This is a genomic window from Kosakonia oryzae (genome assembly GCF_001658025.2).
GTDB classification, from domain to species: domain Bacteria; phylum Pseudomonadota; class Gammaproteobacteria; order Enterobacterales; family Enterobacteriaceae; genus Kosakonia; species Kosakonia oryzae.
On the sequence record NZ_CP014007.2, the window covers coordinates 3182337 to 3197967 of the forward strand.

Annotated in this window: 19 protein-coding genes; 8 read left to right on the top strand and 11 right to left on the bottom strand. The window is 54.1% G+C overall.

The annotated features are described in order from the left end of the window. The first annotated feature begins 33 nt into the window (after positions 1-33). From AWR26_RS15205 to AWR26_RS15215, 3 genes are all read left to right on the top strand, one after another. Positions 34-708, top strand: a complete 675-nt coding sequence (locus AWR26_RS15205) for a class I SAM-dependent methyltransferase (RefSeq protein WP_064567078.1) — start codon at positions 34-36, stop codon at positions 706-708. A gap of 128 nt (positions 709-836) precedes the next feature. Then, positions 837-1340 (top strand): YbaK/prolyl-tRNA synthetase associated domain-containing protein, encoded by a 504-nt coding sequence (locus AWR26_RS15210; protein ID WP_064567080.1) that lies wholly within the window; start codon positions 837-839, stop codon positions 1338-1340. A 322-nt stretch (positions 1341-1662) separates the two neighbouring features. Then, complete coding sequence (locus AWR26_RS15215; RefSeq protein WP_007374583.1) at positions 1663-2109, top strand: DUF441 domain-containing protein; 447 nt, start codon at positions 1663-1665, stop codon at positions 2107-2109. Here AWR26_RS15215 and AWR26_RS15220 read toward each other — a convergent pair. From AWR26_RS15220 to AWR26_RS15240, 5 genes are all read right to left on the bottom strand, one after another. Further along, positions 2092-2784 carry an amino acid ABC transporter permease gene (locus tag AWR26_RS15220; RefSeq protein WP_064567082.1) on the bottom strand — a complete coding sequence of 231 codons (693 nt, stop codon included), beginning with the start codon at positions 2782-2784 and terminating at the stop codon, positions 2092-2094. The genes AWR26_RS15215 and AWR26_RS15220 overlap by 18 nt on opposite strands. Further along, entirely contained in the window at positions 2774-3532 is a 759-nt protein-coding gene (locus tag AWR26_RS15225) for an amino acid ABC transporter permease (protein WP_064567084.1), read from the bottom strand. The genes AWR26_RS15220 and AWR26_RS15225 overlap by 11 nt, the downstream gene beginning before the upstream one ends. Further along, the gene (locus tag AWR26_RS15230) at positions 3532-4353 is read right to left on the bottom strand and encodes an amino acid ABC transporter ATP-binding protein (protein ID WP_064567086.1); all 822 of its coding nucleotides are present in this window, start codon (positions 4351-4353) and stop codon (positions 3532-3534) included. Before AWR26_RS15230 ends, AWR26_RS15225 begins: the two co-directional genes overlap by 1 nt. Position 4354: 1 nt before the next feature. Beyond that, positions 4355-5176: an ABC transporter substrate-binding protein gene (locus AWR26_RS15235; RefSeq protein ID WP_064567088.1), complete on the bottom strand. Its 822-nt coding sequence runs from the start codon at positions 5174-5176 to the stop codon at positions 4355-4357. Between the two features lie 204 nt (positions 5177-5380). After that, positions 5381-6166 carry an AraC family transcriptional regulator gene (locus AWR26_RS15240; RefSeq protein WP_064567090.1) on the bottom strand — a complete coding sequence of 262 codons (786 nt, stop codon included), beginning with the start codon at positions 6164-6166 and terminating at the stop codon, positions 5381-5383. A 99-nt stretch (positions 6167-6265) separates the two neighbouring features. Between AWR26_RS15240 and AWR26_RS15245 the strand changes: the two genes are divergently transcribed. Continuing rightward, positions 6266-7453, top strand: a complete 1188-nt coding sequence (locus AWR26_RS15245; RefSeq protein WP_064567092.1) for a CynX/NimT family MFS transporter — start codon at positions 6266-6268, stop codon at positions 7451-7453. Between the two features lie 50 nt (positions 7454-7503). On the opposite strand, the gene AWR26_RS15250 is transcribed toward AWR26_RS15245, so the two are convergent. Beyond that, positions 7504-8211 carry a CTP synthase C-terminal region-related (seleno)protein gene (locus tag AWR26_RS15250; protein ID WP_064567095.1) on the bottom strand — a complete coding sequence of 236 codons (708 nt, stop codon included), beginning with the start codon at positions 8209-8211 and terminating at the stop codon, positions 7504-7506. 247 nt (positions 8212-8458) lie between these two features. Between AWR26_RS15250 and AWR26_RS15255 the strand changes: the two genes are divergently transcribed. Next, positions 8459-8806 (top strand): DUF488 domain-containing protein, encoded by a 348-nt coding sequence (locus AWR26_RS15255; protein ID WP_064567097.1) that lies wholly within the window; start codon positions 8459-8461, stop codon positions 8804-8806. Here the strand turns inward: AWR26_RS15255 and AWR26_RS15260 are convergent. Together AWR26_RS15260 and AWR26_RS15265 are read right to left on the bottom strand one after the other, a co-directional pair. Then, positions 8803-9108: a hypothetical protein gene (locus tag AWR26_RS15260; RefSeq protein WP_064567099.1), complete on the bottom strand. Its 306-nt coding sequence runs from the start codon at positions 9106-9108 to the stop codon at positions 8803-8805. The two genes, AWR26_RS15255 and AWR26_RS15260, sit on opposite strands and share 4 nt — an antisense overlap. 75 nt (positions 9109-9183) lie before the next feature. Continuing rightward, positions 9184-9429, bottom strand: a complete 246-nt coding sequence (locus AWR26_RS15265) for a putative hemolysin (protein WP_064567101.1) — start codon at positions 9427-9429, stop codon at positions 9184-9186. A gap of 605 nt (positions 9430-10034) precedes the next feature. On the opposite strand from AWR26_RS15265, the gene AWR26_RS15270 reads away from it, so the two are divergent. After that, the gene (locus AWR26_RS15270; RefSeq protein WP_064567103.1) at positions 10035-11864 is read left to right on the top strand and encodes a sensor domain-containing phosphodiesterase; all 1830 of its coding nucleotides are present in this window, start codon (positions 10035-10037) and stop codon (positions 11862-11864) included. A gap of 29 nt (positions 11865-11893) precedes the next feature. Here AWR26_RS15270 and AWR26_RS15275 read toward each other — a convergent pair whose 3' ends face one another. Both AWR26_RS15275 and AWR26_RS15280 read right to left on the bottom strand, forming a co-directional pair. Beyond that, a complete protein-coding gene (locus tag AWR26_RS15275) occupies positions 11894-12082 on the bottom strand; it encodes a hypothetical protein (protein WP_139227875.1) in 189 nt (62 codons plus the stop codon). Positions 12083-12289: 207 nt separating this feature from the next. Next, complete coding sequence (locus AWR26_RS15280; RefSeq protein WP_064567105.1) at positions 12290-12544, bottom strand: hypothetical protein; 255 nt, start codon at positions 12542-12544, stop codon at positions 12290-12292. A gap of 437 nt (positions 12545-12981) precedes the next feature. On the opposite strand from AWR26_RS15280, the gene AWR26_RS15285 reads away from it, so the two are divergent. Together AWR26_RS15285 and AWR26_RS15290 are read left to right on the top strand one after the other, a co-directional pair. Then, positions 12982-14526, top strand: coding sequence for a methyl-accepting chemotaxis protein (locus tag AWR26_RS15285; protein WP_064567107.1), 1545 nt, complete (start codon positions 12982-12984; stop codon positions 14524-14526). A gap of 88 nt (positions 14527-14614) precedes the next feature. Then, positions 14615-14926, top strand: coding sequence for a PTS sugar transporter subunit IIB (locus AWR26_RS15290; protein ID WP_064567109.1), 312 nt, complete (start codon positions 14615-14617; stop codon positions 14924-14926). A 59-nt stretch (positions 14927-14985) separates the two neighbouring features. On the opposite strand, the gene leuE is transcribed toward AWR26_RS15290, so the two are convergent. Beyond that, positions 14986-15624, bottom strand: coding sequence for a leucine efflux protein LeuE (gene leuE / locus AWR26_RS15295; protein WP_064567112.1), 639 nt, complete (start codon positions 15622-15624; stop codon positions 14986-14988). Positions 15625-15631: the final 7 nt, after the last annotated feature.

Below are 15631 nucleotides of genomic sequence, written 5' to 3' on the forward strand. Positions count from 1 at the left end.
GTCGCGAAAGACAAATTGACAGGAACCGTGCGCATGATCGACCTGGATGACTTAAAAGTATTTGTACAGGACCCTGAAATAAAAGGGATTATTGATACCGTCTGGGACGATCTGGGAGAAGCTTTCGTGCAAGCGCAAGCCATCCTGCCCGCTGAAAAAGCGATGCCGCGTCGGGAACTCTCTTTTCACGATCACGTTAAGCTGCTCGGTTATCTCTGCTGGTTAGTCAATAATGCCAACGCCGCTGGCGACATTATTGAAATCGGCGTCTGGAAAGGTAAATCCAGCGCCTTTATGAACGCCCTCTGCCAGGGTAACCGCCGCATTATCAGCATCGACCCGATGGAATTAACGAACCAGCCTCTGGAGTTAGGTTTCTACCACGAGCATATTTTCCCGCAAGTCACGCTGATACGCGGTTATTCACAGCACAGTATTGAACGGGTAATGGCGCTGGAGCCGAAAACCATTCTGCTGCATATTGACGGCGGCCACCTGAAAGAGCATGTTCTTACCGATTTCCTGCTGTATGCGCCAACCGTGGTCAGCGGTGGATTTATTGTGTTCGATGATTATCGTGACTTCATTTACTCTCCGGAAGTCGGACCCGCAGTTGACCTGCTGCGCGCAGGCGGCTTCTTTAACGGATTCGACGTTATTGGTAGCGTTCCGGGCTTTGAAAACAGCTACCTTTTGCAAAAAAAATAAACAGTACACACAAAGCGTTGTTTGTAGTGCTTGTATTTTTTCGCCGTCCTTCGGGGCGGCTTTTTTATTCTCATCGCCCGGCGAGTGGATTATGCTTTCACTCTTACTGTTTGTTATCGGGAGAGATCATGTCTGAAATTGCCAGCCGCGACGTCCACCAGCATCTGTTGACCCTGCTTGAGCAGCAACAGGCACGTTTTCAGGTCGTCGAGCACGACGCCGTCGGTAAATGCGAAGCGGTCAGTGAAATTCGTGGCACCGCCCTGGGCCAGGGTGCCAAAGCGCTGGTATGCAAAATTAAAGGGAACGGCGTGAAAAAGCATGTGCTGGCGATCCTTGCCGCCGACCTGCAAGCCGATCTCAGCCGCCTGGCACAGCATTTTGGTGGGCTGAAAGCCTCGCTGGCCAGTCCGCTGGAAGTGGAAGAACTCACCGCCTGCGTCTTCGGCGCTATTCCGCCGTTTAGCTTTCATCCGGATCTGCATCTGGTGGCCGACCCGGTACTGTTTCAGCGCTTTGACAATATCGCCTTCAACGCCGGTCTGCTGGAAAAATCAGTGATTATGGATACACAAGACTACCTGCGCATTGCGCAGCCGGAAATTGTCGATTTCCGCCGTCTGTCCGCGTGATGAACCGGTTACCACTCCGAGCGTTCCAGTATTAACACGCAAATCACCAGCCCAACGGCCAGCGTCGTAAACAGTGCGGTAAGAACATAGATATCTGATGGCATGATAGCGGCTCGCAGTTGCCTGAAATTTCACCCGTCGATGCGCTATTCATAAGCGCCGAACATGACTGTTCCATGACAAATTGACAGGGTTTAGGTAAAAAAATCGCTTCGCACTCTGGCAACTGCCCGAAATTAGCCGTACGAAAGAAAAAAGCCTGCCTCATCATCCGTTTATGCGTAGAGTGAACAGGCTTCTTTTTTTGGCAAGGAACCTCTGCATGTTTGATAGCACACTGTTTATTTTACTCGCGCTCGCCGCGCTGGGATTTGTCAGCCACAACACCACTGTCGCCGTCTCCATTCTGGTGCTGATTATTGTCCGTATCACGCCGCTGAATACCTTCTTCCCGTGGATAGAAAAACAGGGGCTGACAGTGGGGATTATTATTCTGACGATTGGCGTGATGGCGCCGATTGCCAGCGGCTCGCTGCCGCCATCCACCCTGCTGCACTCCTTCGTCAACTGGAAGTCGCTGGTGGCCATTGCGGTGGGTATCTTTGTCTCGTGGCTCGGTGGGCGCGGTGTGACATTGATGAGTACGCAGCCGTCGCTGGTGGCAGGGTTGCTGGTCGGCACCGTGCTGGGCGTGGCCCTGTTCCGGGGCGTTCCGGTCGGGCCACTGATTGCTGCCGGGCTGGTGTCGCTGCTAATTGGCCGGCAGTGAATAACGGCGCTGGTGGCGTTTGACGGCAAATTCCAGCGCACTGCACAGCAGGTAGTAGACCAGACCGGTAAAGATAAACAGCGCCGCAGGGTAGACCTGCACCCGGTTATTCACCTGCCCGGCCACGGTAGTCAGCTCCGGCACGTTGACGATAAACGCCAGCGAGGTGTCCTTCAGTAGCGCAACCAGCAACCCCACGTATGAGGGCAGCGCGTTGCGTAACGCCTGGGGTAGCAGCACCAGCCGCAGGGTTTGCACGCTGCTAAAACCGCTGCTCAGCGCCGCTTCGTACTGGCCGTCCGGCAACGCGCCCAGTGCCGCCAGCGTCGAATACATTACCGATGCCGAGGTAAACCACGCCAGCGCCAGCGTCACGGTCACCGCGCCGGGCAGATCCGTTCCTGTCAGCCACGGCAGTAAAAACCACAGCCAGAAAATCACGAAGATCAGCGGAATGCCGCGAATAATCTCCGCCCACAGAAACAGCGCCCTGCGCGGCCAGCCGCGAAAGCGCCAGGCGCAACAGGCCAGCAGCACGCCGCCGGGAAAGGCCAGCGCCGCCGCGCCAAACGTCATCAGCAGCGAGAGCAATACCCCGCCCGGTTCGCCCTGGGCCGCGCGTCCCCACAACAGATAATCGAGGTTATCGGTGATAACCGTAACGTTAGCGATCACGCTGACCTCCCGCCGCGCGGCGTAAAATCCGCCAGCTTTGCGACACATTGAACAGCACGCTCATCACCAGCCCCAGCAGCAGATAGAGCACGCTGCCAATGGCAAACGCTTCCAGCTCATGCGCGTTGTAACTTTCGATCTGCCGGGTCTGGTAGGTCAGCTCGCCAAGGCCAATCCCGGTGGCCAGCGAGGAGAGTTTCATCAGGTTGAGATATTGCCCCACCACCGGTTGCCAGGCATTATGTAACCCCTGAGGTAACAACACCCAGCGAAACAGCGCCAGCGGGCTGAACCCCTGCGACTCGGCCGCTTCAATTTGCCCGCGCGGAACTGCGTGCAGCCCGGCCTGAATCTCTTCCACCAGAAATGCGGCGGTAAACAGCCCTAACGCCCAGGCGGAGGAGAGAAATTCCGGGGTAAACCACCAGACATTGCCCGGCAGAATGCTGAATGCATGATCGTCATTCACGTACTGACGAAAACTCAGCGGTAACAGGTTCCAGGCGGCGAAATACCAGAACAGTAACTGCACCAGCAAAGGGGTGTTGCGAAACAGCGAAACCCACACCGCCACCGCTGCGCGCCCTGCTTTGCCGCCGGTCAACCGCAACGCCAGCAGCAGCACCGTCAGCGCCGTCGCCAGCAGCATACCGGCGAGGGTGACCCAAATGGTGGTGAGAAAACCGGAGAGGATCCATTGCGCGGGCTGCCCGGTCAGCACGCCTGCCCAGTCGAGATGCAGCGCCATCACAACTCCTTGTTATCTGCGTGCAGTGGGTTGAGCACTTTTTGCAGGAAACGCTGCGCGCGCGGGTGTTGCGGCGCGGAGAAGAACTGCGCCGGTGCCGCCTGCTCCAGGATCTCGCCGCCGTCGATAAAGATCACCCGATCGGCGATTTCACGGGCAAACTGCATCTCGTGGGTGACAACAATCAGCGTGATACCGCTGTGCGCCAGCGATTTCATCACCTGCAACACTTCACCAATCATCTCCGGATCCAGCGCCGAGGTCGGTTCATCAAACAGAATGATGTGCGGATCGGCCGCCAACGTGCGGGCAATCGCCACCCGCTGCTGCTGACCGCCGGAGAGCTGCGAGGGAAAGTGATGCGCTTTATCCTGCAATCCCACCCGCGCCAATAACGCCAGCGCGATAGCCTGCGCATCACCGGCACTTTTACCGTGAATGTGCCGCAGCGCCAGCGTGATATTGTCCAGCGCGTTGAGATGCGCATAGAGATTGAATTGCTGAAAGACAAAACCGACATGGCGACGCAGTTCACGCAGCGCGCGCCAGGAGAGTGTGCTGGTCGGTTGACCATCAACCTCAATCTCGCCGCTGCTCAGGGTTTCAAGCTGGTTGATCAGGCGGATCAGCGTGGATTTGCCGGAACCAGAGGGGCCGCATACCGCCAGCACTTCACCAGCGGCGACCTGTAAATCAATGCCATTCAGCACCACATTATCGCCATAGCGTTTTGTGACGCCGCGAAATGTCACCGTTCCTTTTTGCACGGGAAACGCCTCCGTGGCGGAAGCCACAGAGGCGGAAAACAGACCTGACAGCATATTACTTCGCTTCTATTTTAAAGCTGCGTGGAGCCGGGGTTTTAGTTTGCGGACCGAACCAGGTATCGTAGATTTTTGCCGCGTCGCCGCTCTTCTCAAGGTTCACCAGTTCATCATTCACCGCTTTCAGCAGCGCGGTTTCACCTTTCCCCACCCCTACGCCAATCTCCTCTTTCGACAGCAGATCCGGCAGGATTTTGAATTTGGCTTTATCCGGCGCTTCCGCCAGTAATCCGGCCAGAATGGTACTGTCCTGCGTAATCGCCTGTACGTTGCCATTACGCAGCGCGGTCAGCGCCAGCGGGATATCGTCATAGGCCAGCACGCGGGATTGCGGGAAGCGTTGGTGCAGCGCCTGTTCGCCGGTGGTGCCTTTCACTGCGCCGATGCGCGCTTTGCTGTAGGCCTCCAGTTTATCGGCAGCCGTTGCCGGGACGAGGAACTGCTGGCCGGTAACAAAATACGGCGTGGAGAAGTCAATCACCTGCGCGCGTTCCGGGGTGATGGTGATATCCGCAACAATCAGATCCACCTTGCCGGATTGCAGCAGCGGAATGCGGTTCGCCGGATTGGTCGCGACCAGCTCCAGTTTTACCCCGAGGCTTTTCGCCAACGCTTTAGCAAAATCGACGTCATAACCGACGATCTCGTGCGATTTCGGGTCAATCGCGCCAAACGGCGGGTTGGCATCGAAGGTCGCCACTTTGACGACACCGGCGGCTTTGATATCCGCCAGTTTGTCGGCATGCGCAGAAAATGAGAGTGCGGAAAGGAGTGCCAGTGCGCTGAGCGCGGTGATTTTTGTGTGTAATGAGGTTGCCATGCTTATCCTTATGCCCTGTTATTGTGGTGATTTCAGCGCTAAAGTCACATAACCCCATTCATCAGACAAATATCAAAAAGTGCATTGATTATCTGAAAATATTATTAAAAACAGATGCGCCATATAAATCACTTATCCATCATCACTCCACAGAACAAACCTTTTAAGACCTTATAAACACAAGGGAATAGAGAGCAGAAAATATTACTCTGTACCGAGGGTGGCCAGATAACGCCCCGGCGTCTGACCAAGCCCCTTTTTAAACATGGTAATAAAGGCTGTCGTTGAGTCGTACCCCAGCGTCTGGGCGACTTGCTGTACGGACTGGCCGCTAATCAACCGTTGCAGGGCGAGAATCAACTGCATCTGATGTCGCCAGCGGCGAAAACTGAGGCCCGTCTCCCGAACCACCAGCCGCGCCAGGTTACGCTCGCTCATGGCGAACACCTGCGCCCACTGCGCCAGCGTTTGTCGCTCAGCCGGGCTGGCCTCCATATGATCGACCATCTGGCGGATCTTCGGGTGCGCGGAAACAGGAAGCTGCAACTGCATCTGCGGTTGATCCGGCAATTCATCAAACAGCACCTGCACCAGCCGCTGCGTAGCAGGCTGGCGTCGCTGCGCTGGCGTTCGTGCGGCAAGCACCATAATCAACTCGCGTACCAGCGGCGAGATCTTCAGCGTACAGCAATGCTCTGGCATCACCACTGACCAGGGTTCGATAAATAAAAAGCAGAGCTGCGCGTTGGGGGTCGCGTGATTGCTGTGCGACACCCTACCTGGCAGCCACATGGCATGGTGCGGCGGCACCATCCAGCGTGCATGTTCAACTTCGCAGGTGATGGCCCCTTTCAGCGCCAGAATCAGTTGCCCCTTGCGGTGATAATGCGCAGGAATGCGCTGCTCTTCTGCCGCAACGGTGATACGAAAAGCCACCGCCGCTTCCTGTTGGCTGTCGGGATCGTAGCCGCCCAGTCCGAGTCCGTGCATTAAGTTGTCCGAATTTAGCGATAAACTGTCATTTTAGCTTGATTAAAACCGAAGAAAAAACCGCTATCGTAGCGGTCTGTTGTTTATCAAGAGAATACAATGACCACTCGCCTTTCTTCCCGTGGGCAACAAGGGGTGCTGCTGATTGCCGGTATCCTGATGATTGCAACCACGTTACGCGTCACGTTTACCGGCGCGGCGCCGTTACTCGATGCCATTCGTGCAGAATATGGTTTAAGCACAGCCCAAACCGGCATGCTTACCACACTGCCGCTGCTGGCGTTTGCGCTGATCTCTCCGCTGGCTGCCGGTGTTGCCCGCCGTTTCGGCATGGAGCGCAGTCTGTTTGCCGCAATGGTGCTGATTTGTCTTGGCATCGCCATCCGTTCCCTGCCATCCTCCACGCTGCTGTTTGTTGGCACGGCGGTGATTGGTTGCGGCATAGCACTCGGCAACGTGCTGTTGCCAGGCATGCTGAAGCGTGACTTCGCCGGGCATGTGGCGAAACTGACCGGCGCCTACTCCCTGACGATGGGCGCGTCTGCAGCGCTCGGCTCCGCGCTGGTGGTTCCGCTGGCGCAGAGCGGCGCGGGCTGGCACGGCGCATTGCTGATGCTGATGGTGTTTCCGCTACTCGCGCTGCTGCTGTGGCTGCCTCATCTGCGTCGCGGTGCACCGGCGCAGATCAGCGCTTCCGGAGCGCTGCACAGCCGGGGGATCTGGCGCTCGGCGCTGGCCTGGCAGGTCACGCTGTTCCTCGGTATCAACTCACTGATTTATTACATTATTATTGGCTGGTTGCCGTCGATTTTGCTGACGCAGGGTTTTAGTGAAGCGCAGGCGGGTTCCCTGCACGGTGGTTTGCAACTGGCGACCGCCGCGCCGGGTTTACTGGTGCCGGTTTTCCTGCATCGGCTGAAAGATCAGCGCGGCATCGCGGCACTGGTGGCGCTTCTGTGCGCGGTGGGTTCGCTGGGATTATGGTTGCTGCCAGCACACGCCGTGCTGTGGACGGTTATTTTTGGTTTTGGCTCCGGCGCGACAATGATCCTCGGCCTCACATTTATTGGCCTGCGCGCCAGTTCCGCACATCAGGCGGCAGCCCTCTCCGGGATGGCGCAGTCGGTCGGTTACCTGCTGGCAGCCTGCGGCCCGCCGTTGATGGGGAAAATTCACGACGCCAGCGGCGACTGGCACCTGCCGTTGCTGGCATGTACCGTGCTGGCGGTGGTAATGGCGGTGTGCGGCGCGTTTGCTGGCCGCGATCGGGAAATTATTTCCCGCTAAACCGCGCGCCATCCGGCCGGATATCGGATGGCGCGGAAGAGGTCCATGGCTTATTCGCAGGCGGCGCGCAGCATCGCCTGTACCAGCGGTGAAGGTCGCCCGGCCAGCGCAGCGCGTTCATGCTGGAACAACGTGGCGACAAAGAACGGGTGCGTCACCAGTTCCACCGCGCGGATTTCGCCCTCTTCATCCCAACCGGTCACGCGCAGATCGCCGCTCTCCAGCTCGCGGGCAAACTCTGGCGAAACGCCAAAGCTGCAACGGTAGGCCTCTTCCACCACATCACGGCCATACGCGCGGGCAATCAGCGTATTCGGTCGCAGTTCGATGGTACCGGTTTGATCCACCAGCGCGCAGGTCAGCGCAGAGATCACCATGCGCCCTTCGTTTTCCGTTTCGGCATGTGCAGCGTCGCTCCAGCCCAGCACATTGCGGGCATATTCGATCACCGCATGCTGAAAGCCGCCGCAGGTACCGAGGAACGGCACGGCATTTTCTCGCGCATACTGAATGGCGATAAACGCGCCACGGGCATTTTTATAGGGGCTTCCCGGCACCACCCAGATGGCATCATAGCCGACCAGATCTTCGGCGCTGTTAATTTCGCTGGTCGGTAACCAGTCGTAATCAGCGGTAATTTCCAGTACGGCAGCAGCGTCATCAATCGCCAGCGGAATCGCCTGATGAGCAACAATGTCATGGCTGTAATCGCCGACCAGTGCGATACGCAGTGTTTTTTTCGGAGGGATATGATGCATGAATGTGTCCTTATGCCGGGGCAAATAACGAATAACATAAGGAACATCACATTAGCTGTCTTTTACTGGAATCACAACACCTTAAAATTGAGATCATGTATCACGCAGAAGAATGAAATAATCTGTTGCGCAAGAACAAATTATCAGGAGCCAGCCGTGCAGCAAACCTGCATCCTCGTCAGCGACTGCCTTTCCCGCGCAACAATTACCGGCACTGGTGACCTGGGATGATAGAGAGGGAAAAAACATGATCCAATGTAAACGTGTTTATGACGCCGCCAGCGACGACGACGGTTACCGGGTGCTGGTGGACCGGCTCTGGCCGCGCGGCGTAAAAAAAGCCGATCTGCGTTTTGATGAATGGAACAAAACGCTGGCACCCTCAACGGAGCTGCGCAAAGCCTTTCACGGGGAAGTGCTCGATTTCGCCAGCTTCAGCGAAGCCTACCGCAAAGAGCTGGATGGGCAAAAAACGGCAGGTGAACAGCTCGCGGCGCGGGGTAAAAAAAGTACCGTTACGCTGTTATACGCGGCGAAAAACCAGGCGCAGAATCATGCCATCGTGCTGGCTGAATGGCTGCGCTCGTTGACTTAGTCGATCACCCGCTCGCGCAGATCCTGCGGTTCGCTGTCGGGTTGCAGCGGCATCAGATGCTCAGCCCGGATAAAAGCAAAGCCCTGCTGGCCATCGAACGCGGTGACATTGCCGGTGACCAGCCACAGCGCCCGGCCGACGTTGCGCGGCATCTCTGTGATCACACCGTTAACAGGGTTTAAAAAACGTTCTCCAGGCTGGCACAGGCCGAACAGTTCAACGGCTTTACCAATATTGCAGCGACCATTGGCGGTCTGGGCGCCAATGACTAAGGCCTGGCTGCCCGCTCGTAGCTGAAACATACTTCTCTGGTACTCTCGCAACAGTAAAATGAGATTAATCTGAAAGCGAAGTTTACCCTGGGCTGCCCGTTGCTGTCACGATCCGGATTGCGGATGATCGCGACGCCACAGCGTCCATTCATCGATTACCTCACCATTCGGCAATTTACACTCGGTACGCACCCCCTGCGGGCTCTGAACCGGCACCCGCTGCCCGCCCTTTTGCTGGCAGTACATCGCCGCCGGATTGGCTTTACCGATCTGCGGCGGCAACGGCGCATCGGGTTTCGTTGTGGAGCAAGCGGTGACTAAAAACGGCAAAACCCATAAAACATAGCGCATCATTTTTTTCCTTCATCTCAGGCGAAATTGCTCTTCAGCATAGCCTCAAGCCGGAGGTATCTCCATGATTTCTCCATTCTTACTGCACTTTTGGTCATTATAGTGAGCCTCGTTCTCACCCATGACCAAGAGAACATCATTCCGTAATCAATGAGTTTTTGCCCCGCTTCATCAACGGGGCTTTTTTTTATTTTTCCCTGTCAGCTTTAGTGGCTCCCGCCCCCGATATATCAAATGTTCTGCTTTCATGATGTAATGTCGCGCGTTTGCGAGAGAGGTAATGTAACGGATGAAAAAAATAAAAGAAAAAATCCTTTACCCGTCTCGATTAAGCTTATTGCCCCCCATGGATAGCTTGAGAAAAATCTGATTTTCTTCTATCTCTTATACAATTCATTTCTGGCGTATATCGCCGGTGAAGGAGTTTTCGTGAGAAAGACAACCATCATTATGCTGATTGTGGCAATTGTTGCCGTGGCCGGAACGCAATTGGGCTGGTGGTAATTACAGACACGTTGCTATTTCAGCGCAGAATTCAACCAAACGAATGATGGCGTCCTCTGAACAGATTTCTACGGTCTCATTTATTTGGGCAGGAGCTCGCTATGTTCACTGGTCTGAAAAAAAGCGAAAGCAAACGGTTGGCCACTCTGGAGCTGCTGAGCAAGGAGGATAAATCCCGCGATGCAGCACTGGCCGAGTTTGCTCTTCTGGCGTGCGAAGTTATGGGGGTTGAAGGCTGTTTTATCACTACATTCGATGATGTTTTTCAATATATCAAATATGTTAAAAACATTCCGATTGAGCACGTAAAAATACGAATCGAACAGACCATGTGCCAATATTCTTTGCACAGCGGCCAAACGGTAATTAGTTCAGATACCCGCCTTGATGGTCGATTTAATCATCAGCCGCTGGTAAAAAACGGCGATATTGTTTTTTATGCTTCAGCGCCAATGATAAATAAAGATGGCGTGATCATGGGTACGCTGTGTGCGAGTCATCCCGAAACCTACGTGCCCACATCCAGCCAGGTTGCCAGCTTTTTACGTGTTGCCGCCCTCGCCGCCGCCTATCTTGAATCCTTTTATACCGTCGGGTTGGTGGATGCGCTGACCGGCCTACCTAACCGTCAGTTTCTGATGAAAGAGATGGAACGGTTAACCCTTGCAAAAGCGAGCACTCCTTACGGGCTGGTGATTTTTGATTGCATCGATATGCCGCGCGCTTACGAACTCTCTCGCTATCTCGGCCTCGAAGCGCTGGAGAAACTGCTGCGCAGCTTCGGTTCACTGCTGCGTTTGCGCCTGAAGCTGAAAGACGAGGTCACGCTGTATGCCTTTACCACCGCGCGTTATGCCGTGCTGGTGGATATCGATTACGCGCTGACGCTGGCAAAACGGGCGGAACGTTTACCCTGTACACAGGCGAAAGTGGCTGGCGATATCGACATCAACCTGACGCTGCATACGGGTTACGTTAAATTTTCCCCGCAGGAAGACAATGTGCAGGAAGTGGTGCGCCAGGGAATTAGCGCCCTGCATGAGTCCATTCGCCAGGGTATTCCGGCGTTGCTTTTCGACCCGACCCTCGACCACAAACGCAATAAAGACTTCAAGCTGCTGCACGATCTCAGCGAAGCCATCAAATCCCTGGACCAGCTCTATATGGTCTATCAACCGAAGGTTTCGCTGCGCTCCGGTAAAACCGAAGGCGTCGAAGCGTTACTGCGCTGGAAACACCCGCAACTGGGGAATGTCTCTCCGGCCCTCATTGTCGAGCTGGCGGAAAAAACCACCCTGATGAGCGACCTTACGCAGTGGGTAATTAAAACGGTGATCGCACAGCTAAAAAGCTGGAAACAGCAGGGTATTTTGCTGCCGGTATCGATCAACGTGACGGTGAGCGATTTTTCGCGTCCGGGATTTGCCGATGAACTGGAACGCAACGTGCTCGCGGCCGGGCTTTATACCTCCGATCTGCGTATCGAATGTCTGGAGACGGAAAAAGTGCTGGAAAGCGAACCGGCGCTGGCGGAGCTGGACAGGCTTAAGCTACTGGGCTTTACCATTCTGCTTGATGACTTTGGCGCCGGATACAGCAATATCAGTTACTTACGCCGAATTCCGATCGACGTTATCAAGCTCGACCGCTCGCTGGTCAGCCAGGTGACCACCGACACCGGCAGCCGGATTATCGCCCGTAACGTGATTATGATGCTCAAAGAGTTACAGTACGTGGTACTGGCCGAGGGGATTGAGGATCTTGAAACCGCACGCATGCTGGAAGAGTATGGCTGCGATGTCGCACAGGGGTACCTCTTTTCACGCCCGCTGTCGCCCGAAGAGATCCCGGACTGGCTGGCTGACAGTAAACCCTTTCGTTTACTGGCGAAAATCAACGCTGGCGAGAATCACCACCAGTACGGCATTTAACGCGCACGTTATTTGTCCGGCCTGTTGTATTAAGCAGCAGGCGGGAATCCTGCGGGAAGGATGAAAATCTTCAAACGCAGACGAATAATAAGATAACTTAATGAATTGAGCTGCTGCGGCGTCACATTCCGCAGCAGCATGTGGCTATCAAACGAAGCGCAGTGCGGACAATCATCAAATTCCTTAATCTTTCCAGCGAAAATTTCGCGTTGGCTCACAATCGGGTTACAGGTTATAAAGTGCGCACGTGACGGATATACGCTTTAACAATCTCAAAAAACATTCGCTGGCAGTTTTGGTGTCGAAACTGCCGCATTTTATTGCCCTTCCCCTGCTTCAAGCCGCAAATGAAAATGGGTACTCTTTTTTCTCTGCAATTAATTCACTGCAACTAAGATATATCGCATAAGAAACAGTAAATTAATTCAGTGCGTGCGCAGAAACATGCTAATGGCATCCTGTTCAGATAATCCATAGCCTTTCACAGAGACCTCCATCGCTTCATTCTGAGTCTGGTTAAACAACGTCTCCTTACCGTTGGTATGCAGGTTTCCAGAAACGATATCTCCCATCTCAACATCATAATTTCCCAGCAGCTCTGCGAGGGCGAACTCGCCTTTATCGTCGCGAATCACAAGAAAGCCAATGCGGTGTTCGTGGTGAACGACAGTACCTTTCATAAGAACATTCCTTTCGCAGTAAGAGAGTTTCAGCGTAGCTGAATCCAGCCCGCCGGGAAACGATCTGGCGCGTATTTGGCGCACCGTAGCAACAGGTTTATGATCCCGACCACAACTCTTATTCATGTATTTATAGTTTCAGCGGAAACATTATCCCTGCAGCTTCAACAATAATAAAAACATCTACACTATGTATGGTTATGCTGGAATATAAATATACACTTACTTTACTGCCGCGCCTTTTTTTGCTCCTTAAGTGAAATTTCCTTTTATCTTCGGGAAAAAAGATGATGGCTTAAATGAAATTATTTTATGCACTATTTTGCCAGTACGTAAGCAACAGAAAAATATAAAGCACGTAGTACCTCATGCCGTAAATAGATATAAGCAATGTAACATGTTTCAGGCTCGTATCCCTTTTCCTGAGAAGGCTCACTATGCGTAACAATGAACCCGTCACACAGCAAGAATACGTTTTCGATAATGATGCCACCTTAATGTCAACGACCGATCCACAAAGCCATATTAATTATGCTAACGACGCGTTTATCCAGGTCAGTGGTTTTTCGCTTGAGGAACTAAAAGGCGAGCCGCATAACCTGGTTCGTCATCCCGATATGCCAAAAGAAGCTTTTGCGGATATGTGGGGCACGCTGAAACAGGGAGAACCGTGGACGGCACTGGTAAAAAACCGCCGTCGTAATGGCGATCATTACTGGGTACGCGCTAACGCTATTCCGGTAGTGCGTGAGGGCAGGATCAAGGGTTATATGTCAGTACGTACGCGGCCCGCAGCGGAAGAAGTCGCGGCGGCGGAGACACTGTACCGTGAGTTTCGTAACGGCCAGAGCAAAGGCCGACGTTTTCATAAAGGGTTGATCATTCGCACCGGTTTGATGGCATGGCGCTCGCTGTTCGTCACCCTTCCCCTGCGCTGGCGATTACGTTCAGCGCTAATTATCGCGCTGTTATTCAGCCTTGCCGCCGCCTGGCTGCATGCATTGACACTGGGGCAAATGGCGAGTTTCTCGGGTTTTATGACGCTACTGCTGCTGGCAATCGATATCTGGCTTGAACAGCAAATCGTTCGCCCGATTGAACATCTGCGGCGCCAGGCGTTGCAGGTTGCCAGCGGCGAAATACATCAGGTGGAACAGCTCAACCGCGTAGATGAAGTGGGCGTCACGCTACGCGCCATCAACCAGCTTGGCCTGATGTTTCGCTGGCTGGTTAACGATGTCAGCGGCCAGGCGGTGACCGTGCTGAAAGCGTCAGATGCGCTGCGGGAAGGAAATGACTCCTTAAGCCGTCAGACTGAACAGGCGGCGTCAAATGTGCAGCAAACGGCCGCCACCATGAACGAAATGACAGCGACGGTAAGGAGTAACCGTGAGACGGCGGCGGAAGTGACCACCCTTTCGCAGGGTACGCAGAGCGCGGCGCAACAAGGCGGGCAGGTCATGAATCAGATGATCGAGATGATGTCGGCAATTGCGGACAGCTCGCGGCAAATTGCCAGCATCACCAGCATCATCGACAGTATCGCCTTTCAGACCAATATTCTGGCACTGAACGCCGCAGTAGAGGCAGCACGCGCGGGGGAACAAGGGAAAGGTTTTGCCGTGGTGGCTGGCGAAGTAAGAAGCCTGGCAAGCCGCAGCGCCAGCGCGGCCAGCGAAATCAAAGCGTTGATCGAAACCAGTGTGGCGCACGTCGATTCCGGTAGTGAGCTGGCCGATAACGCTGGCAAGACAATGAAAGAGATTGTCAGCAAGGTCCAGAATGTCACCGCGCTGATTGCACAAATCAGTGCCGCCACCGCCGAACAGGCGACGGCGCTTGGCGAAATTAGTCTGGCCGTGGAAGATCTGGACAAGATCACCCACCAGAATGCCGAGCGCGTGCAGGAAGGCGCTGAGGCCACCGGGCGCATGAATCAGCAGGCTATTCGTTTAGCAGAAGCTATTTCGGTGTTCCAGTAACGATATTTCGTAATAAACCTGGAGGCTGCGCTCATTTTCTCGCCACTGGCAGGCATAGTGTAGGCGTATCTTCCAGGAGGACAGGACCATGAAAAAGTTACTAATATGTTGTCTTTTCGGCAATACCGCCAATGCACTGGCGAAACGGATGCAAAAGGCAGCCAACGAACATGGCTATCCAATGCTGATTAGTGCAATCGGTCTGGATAATTTCGCCAGCGTCGCTCCCGCCTTTGACTGTTTTCTGGTCGCGCCGCACATCCAGTACAAACTGGACGAAATTAAGGCCGCCGTGGGTAATGCCCCTGTCGCGATTATCGAAAGTTATCCTTTCGCGTCAATGGATGGTGAGAAAGTGCTGGAGTTTGTGATGGCGAAAATGCCCGTGCTGGCAGAATAAATGCTAAAAAGCCACGCTGTCTGGCGTGGCTTTTCTTTTTATCTCTTCAGGCTAACTCTTCAGGACTGCAACGTTGCCAGACGGGCGGCGAAGCCGACAAAGATTAAACCAATCAGCGAATTTCCCAGACGGGTTAAGCGTTTTTTTGTCTTCACCCATTGCGTCACATAAGAACCTGTCACGATCAGGAAGCTGAAATAGCAGAAGCTGATGAGCTCCAGCGTGCTGGCGAGAATAAAAAATGACACGCCGGGCCGGGCATAATGGATATCAATAAACTGCACAAAGAACGAAACATAAAACAGAATCGCTTTCGGGTTGGTCAGGCTCAATACCAGCGAGCGTTTTAAAATATCGCCTTTATGCACATCATCATCACTTTGCGGCGGCGTCCGCTGCACAAAGGTACTGTAGAGCATTTTCCCGCCAAGCCAGAGCAAGTAAATCGCGCCGAGATAACGCACGATATTGAACAATACCGGTGTTGTTTTAATCAGCGTGGCGACACCGGCGTACGCGAGAAACATCAGCACAGCATCACCAATAAAAACGCCTGCCGCAGCGGTATACCCGTTGCGTAATCCGCCGGCGATACTGGTTTTCAGCACAAAAAAGGTGTTCGGACCGGGCACCAAAATAATAAAAATTGCGCCGATAAAGTAGGTCCAGTAACTGATAACGCCAAATTCCGCAAACACACTCACA

Bases quoted from the DNA above. Each gene is read 5' to 3' on its own strand.
- AWR26_RS15240 (WP_064567090.1), bottom strand. From the start codon at position 6,166: ATGCACGGACTCGGACTGGGCGGCTACGATCCCGACAGCCAACAGGAA.
- AWR26_RS15205 (WP_064567078.1), top strand. From the start codon at position 34: ATGATCGACCTGGATGACTTAAAAGTATTTGTACAGGACCCTGAAATA.
- AWR26_RS15265 (WP_064567101.1), bottom strand. From the start codon at position 9,429: ATGCGCTATGTTTTATGGGTTTTGCCGTTTTTAGTCACCGCTTGCTCC.
- AWR26_RS15225 (WP_064567084.1), bottom strand. From the start codon at position 3,532: ATGGCGCTGCATCTCGACTGGGCAGGCGTGCTGACCGGGCAGCCCGCG.
- AWR26_RS15260 (WP_064567099.1), bottom strand. From the start codon at position 9,108: ATGTTTCAGCTACGAGCGGGCAGCCAGGCCTTAGTCATTGGCGCCCAG.
- AWR26_RS15290 (WP_064567109.1), top strand. From the start codon at position 14,615: ATGAAAAAGTTACTAATATGTTGTCTTTTCGGCAATACCGCCAATGCA.
- AWR26_RS15285 (WP_064567107.1), top strand. From the start codon at position 12,982: ATGCGTAACAATGAACCCGTCACACAGCAAGAATACGTTTTCGATAAT.
- AWR26_RS15235 (WP_064567088.1), bottom strand. From the start codon at position 5,176: ATGGCAACCTCATTACACACAAAAATCACCGCGCTCAGCGCACTGGCA.
- AWR26_RS15245 (WP_064567092.1), top strand. From the start codon at position 6,266: ATGACCACTCGCCTTTCTTCCCGTGGGCAACAAGGGGTGCTGCTGATT.
- AWR26_RS15270 (WP_064567103.1), top strand. From the start codon at position 10,035: ATGTTCACTGGTCTGAAAAAAAGCGAAAGCAAACGGTTGGCCACTCTG.
- AWR26_RS15250 (WP_064567095.1), bottom strand. From the start codon at position 8,211: ATGCATCATATCCCTCCGAAAAAAACACTGCGTATCGCACTGGTCGGC.
- AWR26_RS15280 (WP_064567105.1), bottom strand. From the start codon at position 12,544: ATGAAAGGTACTGTCGTTCACCACGAACACCGCATTGGCTTTCTTGTG.
- AWR26_RS15230 (WP_064567086.1), bottom strand. From the start codon at position 4,353: ATGCTGTCAGGTCTGTTTTCCGCCTCTGTGGCTTCCGCCACGGAGGCG.
- AWR26_RS15210 (WP_064567080.1), top strand. From the start codon at position 837: ATGTCTGAAATTGCCAGCCGCGACGTCCACCAGCATCTGTTGACCCTG.
- AWR26_RS15255 (WP_064567097.1), top strand. From the start codon at position 8,459: ATGATCCAATGTAAACGTGTTTATGACGCCGCCAGCGACGACGACGGT.
- AWR26_RS15215 (WP_007374583.1), top strand. From the start codon at position 1,663: ATGTTTGATAGCACACTGTTTATTTTACTCGCGCTCGCCGCGCTGGGA.